Raw genomic sequence first — 7690 nt, 5'->3', positions numbered from 1 at the left:
AACCGGGCCTCCTTTTCGATCCGTTCCTTCTTCGACAACATGGGCAACACCTCACAATAAAAGGGGTGTTGCAACGACCGATTGAACTCGCCATCGGTTACCGTGCATGAGGTCAAGCTGCCCTGTGATCTCTGTTACGCGGGCCGGTAGCATGGTCAAACAAACAACTTGGGGGTTTGGTGCCTGACTGACAGAAGACATTGCCCGGAAGATGGAACGGGCTTCTCAAATACTGATCGGCCTTGCCCGGCCGGCTTCCCGGGATTGCTCTTGGCTGCGCGACAACCCGGAACTGCATGCGGAAGCACTTGGGCTTCAGGATGAGCTCAGGGAAGCTGCCGCCGAGGTGACGGGGGATACCAACGTAGGCCTACACCTTATGGAGGCCCAGGCTGTGGGAACTAGGCTTGGCACCTTGTTTCAGGCAACGAAGCAGCAGGATGTTGCCGGAGCCCACTGCCTGGCCGCGAGCTAGCCTAGGTCACGGCTCAGGCTCCGGCTCGTCTCTAGGATCGCCCGCGGCGATGCGCTCGGTGGTGCGCCTGTTCCGCTAACAGTCACAGTACCGCGATGCCTCATGCAGCCGTCAGCACGACTTTCAAAACCAGGGCATTGTTCACCGCATGGAGAAGCACCGGTGCCCAGAGGTTCTGGTGGAATCTATGGACGAGGGCTAATGCGATGCCCAGGGCGAAAAGATAGGCAAAGGTGAGCAGAACCAAATGGCAAGCAGCAAACAGCGCTGCCGACAGCACGACTGCCACGAAGGGCCTGAAGCGCCGGGAAAGGCCGCTGAGGAAGGCACCCCTGAACAGCACCTCTTCCCACAGCGGTGTGAGCACGGCGACGATAAGGAAGCCCAACACGACAAACGGCATTGGCAGATCGGCGATCCTGGCCAACGTGTCGTTCGAGGAGCCAGCGGACGAGCTGTCTATCCCCAGGTTGGTGAGGGCGCCGAGGAAGAGACCTTGCAGGCAGGCGGCGATGACAATGGCCGACGGAATTTGCCAGAGCAGATGAAGCATCCTGGGCCTGAACCGTCGGAACCCGAGCGTACCTAAACTAAGGCCGTTCCTCCGGATCAGGTGGATGTACAGGGCAAGCATGGCCGCCGCAGTTGCGCCGCACAGGATCAGAAGAATGACGGACTCGGGATTGAAATTAACGAGGCCTGTAAGCCCCACGGCCAGGACTCCCCCGGTCAGGACCGCAAGATATAGAGCTAAAAACATCAGCGCCCAAGCGGCTTGTTTCAGGGTAACGCCGACGGCCGATCCGCAAGCCCCTAAGGGCCGGTAGATTGAATCGTCTTGCAAAAGTATCCCCCAAGGCTTCATCATGCGAGCCTAACTCAGCTTCGCCGGCGCTCAGCCAAGCATCCATGCGACTGCTAAACGGCGTCCACTCAGGTCCGCCCAGGTCTTCATTTTTCGACGAGAAATTACCGTCTTCCCCGAGAGCGCAGCCCGCCCGGGCATGCCTCACAGACGACTGTGGATGGTAACGCTCCATAGTGGCGGTCGGTATCGCACAAGTGTCCGTAAGCCGACCCGTCTGCGGCACGTTCCGCTAGGCTCCGGACTATGCCCTCCTCCTGGACCATTCTGATCTCACTTCACGCAATCGCCGCCAGCTACTCTCTGATTTTCGGAGCAGTGAACCTGCTGCGCCGGACCAAAGGCGGCAGCGTCCATCGGGCCGTGGGCCGAATCTGGGCTGTTTCTATGTATGTCGTGGTGCTGACCTCGTTCGGAATCAGAACCATCGACGGCGGGTTCAACTGGCTCCACGCACTCTCAGTGCTGACGTTCTGCACACTGACAGCAGGACTGTGGGCCATCTGGAAGGGAAACATCAGGGCCCACCGCAGTTTCATGACCGGTAGCTACTTCGGTCTGATCGGGGCCTTTGCGGGCGTCATGGCAGTGCCTTCACGCCGCATTCCGCAGCTCGCCATCCACGAGCTCCCGCTGCTTGGGCTGTTGATCCTGGTCCTGCTGGGTACAGCAGCACTCACTGTCATCGGCATCGCCCAGCGCCGCAAGACACGGACGGTCCCTGTCACTTAGTCCCGGTCGTACACCCAGCATCGGGACCACGAGCAAGTGCAGGAACAGGACATTGCCGGACTATGCCGATCCTCTAGCGTGCACTGTGAGGGCCCGATGAGCCACCGGCTTACGGACGCACGATCTCGCGCGCTGATACCTACGGAATCAGATATGACAGCGATGATTTCCAGTATGACTTTCGAGATCTCACTGCGAGCAATACGTGCGACCTACGCCGATCTAGACGGCTGGCAGGACCGGGCCCGACGAATGCCGCCGGAACAACCTGAGCGAGGGAGCCTACTCGCAATGGACGACTCTATTTACCCTTGGCATGCCATTAGCGAAGCAGCGCGACTTTCATTGATGACGGCGGGCGAACATCTGCGACTGGCACGAACGTCGATCGAGGCTGGCCAGGTTTATCCCAGCGCCCACTTCACAGTGCTCCGCGGCGCTCTGGTGGGCGCGGCGCAGGCGGTATGGGTCCTGGGAGCGGACGAAGCGGCGGAGCGTCAAGAACGCGGACTCACATTGATTGATGAGATGTATCGGCAACTGCAGATCTACTACGGGGAACTGGCCTCCACTGAATTGACTGCCAAAGATCGAGGAGAACTCCAGAGCCAGATCGCCTGGTGCGGGAATCGAAGAGCGCAAGTCGCGGGAGTTCGGAAAGCGAAGACACAGCTAAATCAAACCGACACCATTAAGTGGGCCCTGCACCACCACTTCTCCGATGATCAGCGACGAAGCGCGGGGAAGCTGCTCTGGCGGCAAATGAGTGCTGACGCACACGTCTTAGGATGGTCCATGTTCCAGCGTGGGAATGTGGTGACTCCCGGGCACCGCTCCGGCATGGGTGTGCTGGAGTCAGGAGGGGACCTTTCACATGTCGCCGAGCCGTTCGTGGCTATTCATCGCCTCCTGAAGGAGGGCTGGTCCCTATTCGACCGTCTCTGTGAGTCCCCAACAGCCTGATTCCCTGACGTCAATGCAGCGTGCCCCGCTGAGGGATGCCTCTAGGTACGTACGTGACGCACCGGGCCGGCTCAGTAAGGAACAATGGTCGCAATTCCAATCAGGAGGCAGAGGCCTTGAAAAAGTTCTATGTTGCGTCGAGCTTCAGGAATATCGTCAACGTCCGGTACGTCGCGCAAACCTTGGAAACCACGGGCTACGTCAACACGTACGACTGGACCCATGAAAGCGTCGGCGGCGATGCGGGTAAGGTCACCATCGGTGACCTGCGCTCGATCGGGCAGCGTGAAAGAGACGCCGTGATAGGTGCCGACGTCGTCGTGATCTTGCTTCCAGGCGGGAAGGGGACCCACGTTGAGCTCGGCATCGCGATCGCCCAAGGCAGAAGGACAATCCTCCATTCTCCGGAGGAAGTCATCAACAACCTTGCGACCACCAGCACGTTCTACCACCTACCTGAGTTGGAGAAGTGCCATGGAACTCTCGATGACCTCCTAGCTATGATCGTCGGCCGCGAAGTGACCGCTGCCGCTCTCTGACTCGATTCGTGCCGCAGTGAGGGATCCTCCACCGGACGTCTGCATGCCCCGATGGTGCCTTCGATGGTTCGGGCTACTTGGTGGACCAGCGGAGTAGGTTGCAACAATGGGGCATGCCTTCGCACAACATTCCGATCAGGCGGGTGGCCGAAGACCCTGCCCACCAACTCGACCGCCATCGGTGGCCGGGCATCCTGGCCCCTGTCGCGCAGGTTCTGGACCGCGGACTCGACCTGGCCCCGGCAACTATCTTCGTTGGCGAAAACGGGTCGGGTAAATCCACTCTCGTGGAAGCTATCGCGCTGGCCTATGGCTTATCTCCGGAAGGCGGATCTACAGGCGCCCGGCACAGCACCAGATCTACCGAATCCGTTCTCGCCGATCACCTGCAGCTCGTCCGAAACGCCGGCGCCACACGACGGGGTTACTTCCTGCGCGCCGAAACCATGCACGGCTTTTTCACCTACCTTGAGAAGAACCCGAGCACATCGGGTCCGGACATCTCATTCCACGACATGTCACACGGAGAATCGTTCTTGGAACTGGCGGTGGATCGTTTCCGGGGACGCGGACTATGGGTTCTCGACGAACCGGAGTCGGCGCTCTCCTTCGCGGGATGCCTCAGCCTCCTCGCGGTCCTGAAAGATCTCCTTGCCGAGGGCTCGTCCCAGGTCATCATGTCCACCCACTCCCCGGTCCTCGCAGCTCTCCCTGGTGCGCAAATTCTCGAAGTCGGCCCGTGGGGACTCCGGGAGCGGACTTGGTCCGAACTCGACCTGATTTCCAACTGGCGGTCGTTCTTGGACTCGCCTGAGAGATACCTGCGTCATCTGTAGGGAACGCCCGGTAAGGGATCGGCTACCGGACACTTTCCGCCGGAGGTTTTGGTGCTGACTGGCCGGCAACTGCTGTGTAGTTGCCGGCCGGCAGGTACCGTTGTGTCGTCTTCAGCTGTTTTTGGGCCAATGAGTAGGACTGCTGAAGTCCGAGGGCAGGCGCGTGTGGGCGTCGCCTTGGGCGGCGTTGAGTTGGGCCTGTGTCAGATAGAGGGTTTTGGACAGATCGGCTCCTTCGAGACGGGCATCTCTGAGGTCAGCTCCGAGGAGGTCTGCGCCTGAGAGGTCGCAGTCTCGCAGGTCCGCAGCGATGAGATAGGCGCCTCGAAGGTCTGCCCCAGATAGCGACCTGGACCTCATATTCTTGCCCATGAGGTCTGCTCCCGGGACAAGCGCAGCATCCAGGTGATCATCACCAGTTGCAAGGTATGAGGACCTCACTTCTTCGCTGACGTCCATCAGTGTCAATGGCCAATAGTTTGTGCCCACGGGCGGCCAGCAAAAACGCCCGCCGGTGGCCATGAAAACTGCCCACTCATGGCCACCAGATCTGCCCACCGGGTGTTCGGTGGCGTTGGCCATGTTGGGGTCGGGGTTTAGCCCATTGGCGTGACTCCTTTTCCGGCCAGGGCCTGGCTGAGGCGGATTGAATCCCCCGAGGTCTGGCAGACGTGGGCATGGTGGAGCAGCCGGTCGACGGTTGCCGTGGCGAGGGTTTTGGGCATGAGCTCGTCAAAGCCGGCGGGATGCAGGTTTGAGGAAACCGCGATGGAGCGTTTCTCGTAGGCGGCGTCGACGAGGCGGTAGAGGCCTTCGGCCGCGTCGGTGCCCACCGGCAATAGTCCTATGTCATCGACCACCACCAAATCCGCGCGCAGGATCCGGGCCACGACTTTCGTGACGCTGTCATCGGAGCGGTGCGCGCGCATGAGAGCACCGAGGTCCTCGAGCCGGAACCAGGCGACTCGCAGGCCGGCCTCGACGGCCTGTTGCCCGAGGGCTTCGAGGAAGAACGTCTTGCCCGTGCCGGAGGGCCCGCAGATCACGACGTTCTCCTTCCGCCCGATCCATTCCAGCGTCCGCAGCGCCTGCTGTGTCGGTGCGGGGATCGAGGAGGCGGCGGGATCCCAGGTGTCGAAAGTCTTCCCGGTCGGGAAGCCCGCGGCCTTGCGCCGCGTAGCAAGCATCGACCGGGACCGGCCGGCGACTTCCTCGACGAAGAGGGCTTTGATAACCTCGGCCGGTTCCCAGCGCTGGGCACGGGCGGTCGCGATCAGTTCCGGCGCCAGCGCCCGGGCATGGGGCATCTTCAACTGCCGCATCAGCGCCTCCAGCTCCGCCGGCAGTACTGGCGCGATGGCCGGGACCGGGCTCACGCGCTTTCTCCCAGGGCGCCGTCAACACGGGCGGCAACAGGTGGGCAGCCGATCGCCGCCCACGCTGCGGTGCCTTGGGTCAGGGACCGGGTCTCCCCTGCGGCATGGGTGGTGGTGCGCGTGCTTGCGGCGTTCAGGATCGAGGCGAGGTCCTTGTTCGCGAAGCGGCCATGGATGGCTGCGGTCCCGAGGGCCTGGTCGACTTCGGGCTGCCCGGCGATCTTGGCCAGGGCGACTGCTTCGGCCATTTTCACGTTCATCCGGGCCGTGCCCGCCGTTGCGGCCTCGAGCAGCCAGGTCCGGGCGCCGTCCCCGATCCCGAGGAACTCCACTTCCGCGGCCGTCCTGGCTTTCGCCGTGTACTCACCCGGGATCCTGGGCCGGTGGTCCGGGAAGTGGGCGTCGTCGATCGCCGGGCTGCCGGGCCGGGCCCGCGGGTGCCGGGCGACTTCCACCGGTCCCTTGCTGCCGTGGTGGACGATGATGACCTGCTCGTCGGGTCCGGCGCCGTGGGCTCGGACGAACACCCGCGCGCCGAGCAGATACGCCGGGACGGAGTACTGGCCGTTTTCGAAGGTGACCATCGGCGTGTTCTCCGGGACGGCCCGGGAGAGCCCGAACGCGACGGTGTGCGCGGTGTCCGGGATCCGGTGCAACCGCGGCGCTTCCTCGGCCAGCATCACGGCGGGTTTGCGTCGGGTGGCCCGGTGCTCACGATGGTTGACCTCGTCCATGAATGCCTGGCAGGCCGCCTCGATCTGCGCGAAGGAAGCATATTCGGCGCGCAGGTTGGTGTCCTTGGGCACGATGTCTGCCTTGGCGACTTTCACCGAGGACTCCACCCCGCCCTTGGACGCGGGGTCTGCCGGCTGGCAGGTCAGCACCGTCACACCGTAATGTCGGGCGAAGTCGACCGTCTGCTGGTTGCGGACCGGAACCCCGGCGACATGGGAAACGGTGACCGTTTTCTCGTTATCCGTGAGGACGTACGTCGGGGCGCCGCCCAGGACACGGAACGTGCGGTCAAGAGCTGCGAACACGCTCGGCGCCGTCCGGTCCCGCAGGGCGATCACCACCCGGAACCGGGACCATGCCAGCCACGCCACGAACAACACGGTCTTCTTCCCCTCAATCAGAGGCCCGTCGCCGAAATCGTACTGAAGCCACATGCCCGGTTCTGTCACCCAGGGCCGGTGCACCCGGACGTGGCCAAGCCGCCAGGCGGCGCGGACCTGTGCGACGGCCCGGCGGGTTGAGCGCTCCGAACCCTCGTAGCCAAGGGCCCGCAGTTTCTCGTGGGCTTTGTCGGCGCGGATCTTGCCCTTGGAAGCCTCGATCCATTCCTCGATCTTGGGCATGAACGCATCGGTGACCCGGCCCCGGTAGACCGGTTCCGCGATCGGCTGGCCGGCGTCGCGGGCAGCGACGTGCCTGGCCACCGTGTGATGCGAGCAGCCGGTGAGTTCCGCGGCGGCGCGCAACGATCCGGTCAGATCATACGCAGCAAGTATTTCCATGATTTCTCCGTCAAACTTCATTAGGGCCTCTTCCCGGGCGACTTTGGTGCGACTAGACACCGTCATCAAACCCCGGGGAGAGGCTCCCGCCGCTTAAGCGGCAGGGTTCAGCAAAAGGAAGTGGGCAGATCTCATGGCCACCGACGGGCAGTTTTCATGGCCGTCAGCGGGCAGTTCCGTGGCCGCCTATGGGCAGTTTTTCATGGCCGCTAACACATCAGTACGGAGCGAACCCGGGCGTGCATGTCGCCAAGGTTCAGGGAGAGGACCTGCTGCGTTTCGGCCATCGCAATTTCGATTGTCATTCTGAGCTCGTTGACGTGGTGCGAGGTGTCCGGGTCGAAGGTCCTGCTGGTAGCTTCTGCCAGGTACCAGAGCATTTCGTGG

8 protein-coding genes are annotated in these 7690 nt (G+C 62.4%); 4 read left to right on the top strand and 4 right to left on the bottom strand.

Going from position 1 to position 7690, the window contains the following annotated elements; translation table 11 throughout:
• Positions 1-575: 575 nt before the first annotated feature.
• Positions 576-1343: a CPBP family intramembrane glutamic endopeptidase gene (locus ABIB51_RS22720; RefSeq protein ID WP_354191633.1), complete on the bottom strand. Its 768-nt coding sequence runs from the start codon at positions 1341-1343 to the stop codon at positions 576-578.
• 243 nt (positions 1344-1586) lie between these two features.
• Here ABIB51_RS22720 and ABIB51_RS22715 point away from each other — a divergent pair, with 243 nt between their 5' ends.
• The 4 genes from ABIB51_RS22715 (at position 1587) to ABIB51_RS22700 (ending at position 4410) form a co-directional block, all read left to right on the top strand.
• Positions 1587-2072 carry a DUF2306 domain-containing protein gene (locus tag ABIB51_RS22715; RefSeq protein WP_354191632.1) on the top strand — a complete coding sequence of 162 codons (486 nt, stop codon included), beginning with the start codon at positions 1587-1589 and terminating at the stop codon, positions 2070-2072.
• Positions 2073-2363: 291 nt separating this feature from the next.
• Positions 2364-3035, top strand: a complete 672-nt coding sequence (locus tag ABIB51_RS22710) for a hypothetical protein (protein ID WP_354191630.1) — start codon at positions 2364-2366, stop codon at positions 3033-3035.
• A 116-nt stretch (positions 3036-3151) separates the two neighbouring features.
• Positions 3152-3574, top strand: coding sequence for a hypothetical protein (locus ABIB51_RS22705; RefSeq protein ID WP_354191629.1), 423 nt, complete (start codon positions 3152-3154; stop codon positions 3572-3574).
• A gap of 113 nt (positions 3575-3687) precedes the next feature.
• Positions 3688-4410 (top strand): AAA family ATPase, encoded by a 723-nt coding sequence (locus ABIB51_RS22700; protein ID WP_354191628.1) that lies wholly within the window; start codon positions 3688-3690, stop codon positions 4408-4410.
• 111 nt (positions 4411-4521) lie between these two features.
• On the opposite strand, the gene ABIB51_RS22695 is transcribed toward ABIB51_RS22700, so the two are convergent.
• From ABIB51_RS22695 to istA, 3 genes are all read right to left on the bottom strand, one after another.
• Positions 4522-4770 carry a pentapeptide repeat-containing protein gene (locus ABIB51_RS22695; protein WP_354191634.1) on the bottom strand — a complete coding sequence of 83 codons (249 nt, stop codon included), beginning with the start codon at positions 4768-4770 and terminating at the stop codon, positions 4522-4524.
• A gap of 236 nt (positions 4771-5006) precedes the next feature.
• On the bottom strand, positions 5007-5786 hold the full coding sequence (gene istB / locus ABIB51_RS22690; RefSeq protein WP_354191627.1) for an IS21-like element helper ATPase IstB: 780 nt from the start codon (positions 5784-5786) through the stop codon (positions 5007-5009).
• On the bottom strand, positions 5783-7324 hold the full coding sequence (gene istA, locus ABIB51_RS22685) for an IS21 family transposase (protein ID WP_354191625.1): 1542 nt from the start codon (positions 7322-7324) through the stop codon (positions 5783-5785). Before istA ends, istB begins: the two co-directional genes overlap by 4 nt.
• Positions 7325-7690 lie beyond the last annotated feature (366 nt).

The organism is Arthrobacter sp. UYCu712, from assembly GCF_040547005.1.
Taxonomy (GTDB): Bacteria; Actinomycetota; Actinomycetes; order Actinomycetales; family Micrococcaceae; genus Arthrobacter.
This window is presented reverse-complemented; position numbering and strand designations above follow the sequence as displayed.

Bases quoted from the DNA above. Each gene is read 5' to 3' on its own strand.
- ABIB51_RS22720 (WP_354191633.1), bottom strand. From the start codon at position 1,343: ATGATGAAGCCTTGGGGGATACTTTTGCAAGACGATTCAATCTACCGG.
- ABIB51_RS22715 (WP_354191632.1), top strand. From the start codon at position 1,587: ATGCCCTCCTCCTGGACCATTCTGATCTCACTTCACGCAATCGCCGCC.
- ABIB51_RS22710 (WP_354191630.1), top strand. From the start codon at position 2,364: ATGGACGACTCTATTTACCCTTGGCATGCCATTAGCGAAGCAGCGCGA.
- ABIB51_RS22700 (WP_354191628.1), top strand. From the start codon at position 3,688: ATGCCTTCGCACAACATTCCGATCAGGCGGGTGGCCGAAGACCCTGCC.
- ABIB51_RS22695 (WP_354191634.1), bottom strand. From the start codon at position 4,770: ATGAGGTCCAGGTCGCTATCTGGGGCAGACCTTCGAGGCGCCTATCTC.
- istA (WP_354191625.1), bottom strand. From the start codon at position 7,324: ATGAAGTTTGACGGAGAAATCATGGAAATACTTGCTGCGTATGATCTG.